The following is a 1,096-nucleotide window of genomic DNA, read 5'->3' on the forward strand; positions in this document are numbered from 1 at the left end:
CGATGCGGTGGAGTTGACGCGTCCCGCCCGCGTCGGCGCGCGGCCCCGGGTGCGCCCACTGGACGTGGACGGATACATGGCCGATATCGCTCGCTGCCGCGAGGAGTTTCCGGACCTCCGGATCCAGTCCGGTATCGAGGCGGGTGAGCCGCATCTGTTCGGTGGCAGCGTCGCCAAAGTGCTGGCCGGCGGGGACTTCGAGCGCGTGCTCGGCAGCCTGCACGGCATCGAGCACGACGGCGCGCTGGAGTCGGTCGACCGCGCGCTGTTCGGCCTGCTCGATCCGTTCGACCTGATGCGCCGGTACCTGACGGATCTCTTGGTTTTGGTCGCCGGCTCATCGGTGTTCTCCGTGCTCGCACACTGCGACTACCCACGTCGATACTGGCCGGCCGAGCGGGCCGGACAATTCGTCGAGTCGGACTTCGAACAGGAGTACCGCGCGGTGTTCCGGGCGCTCGCTGCCTCGAGTCGGGCACTCGAAATCAACACCCGCAGTCCGCTGGCCTCGGTGACATTGATCCGGTGGTGGTGGGAGGAAGGTGGCGACGCGGTGTCGTTCGGCAGCGACGCGCATCAGCCCCACCGCGTCGGCGACCGCTTCGACCTGGCCGTCGATGTCGTCGAGGCGGCCGGGTTCCGCCCCGGGCGGGATCGGTTCGACTTCTGGCGCCGCTGAGCGTCCGGGATTACCAGTGTCACCAGGAAGCGATGGGCAGGCCGGATGGTCGGCGCGATGGTCGCAGGCGGTCGACTCGGTCGACGTTGCGCGATCCGCCGGGCGCAGGCGGGTCCTGACGCTGTATGCCCGGCTGCCGCGACCGGTACGGCAGACCTGGCGGCTGCTGGAGTACACCGGACGCGGCACCGTCCATGACCGCGTTCCCGGTCTGGCCGCCGAGGCCGCATTGTTCACGCTCATCTCACTGCCCGCGCTGCTGCTCGCCGTCGTCGGACTGCTCGGCTTCACCGCCCAGTCGCTCGGGCCGGCGGGAACCGGGCAGCTGCAACGCCTGGTGCTCGGAGTTCCGGAGTCCTTCCTGTCCGATGCCACCTACGCCTCCTACGAGCAGGTGGTGGACACGGTGCTCGCCCA

General features: G+C 69.4%; 2 protein-coding genes. Both read left to right on the forward strand.

All coding sequences use genetic code 11. The features are described from left to right. The coding region (locus tag ACN269_RS34385) for a histidinol-phosphatase (RefSeq protein ID WP_421477464.1) at positions 1-679 on the forward strand (679 nt) is incomplete at its 5' end. 16 nt (positions 680-695) lie between these two features. After that, the coding region (locus ACN269_RS34390; RefSeq protein WP_421477465.1) for a hypothetical protein at positions 696-1,096 on the forward strand (401 nt) is incomplete at its 3' end.

It is taken from the genome of Micromonospora sp. WMMD736 (assembly GCF_049179015.1).
Lineage (GTDB): Bacteria > Actinomycetota > Actinomycetes > Mycobacteriales > Micromonosporaceae > Micromonospora.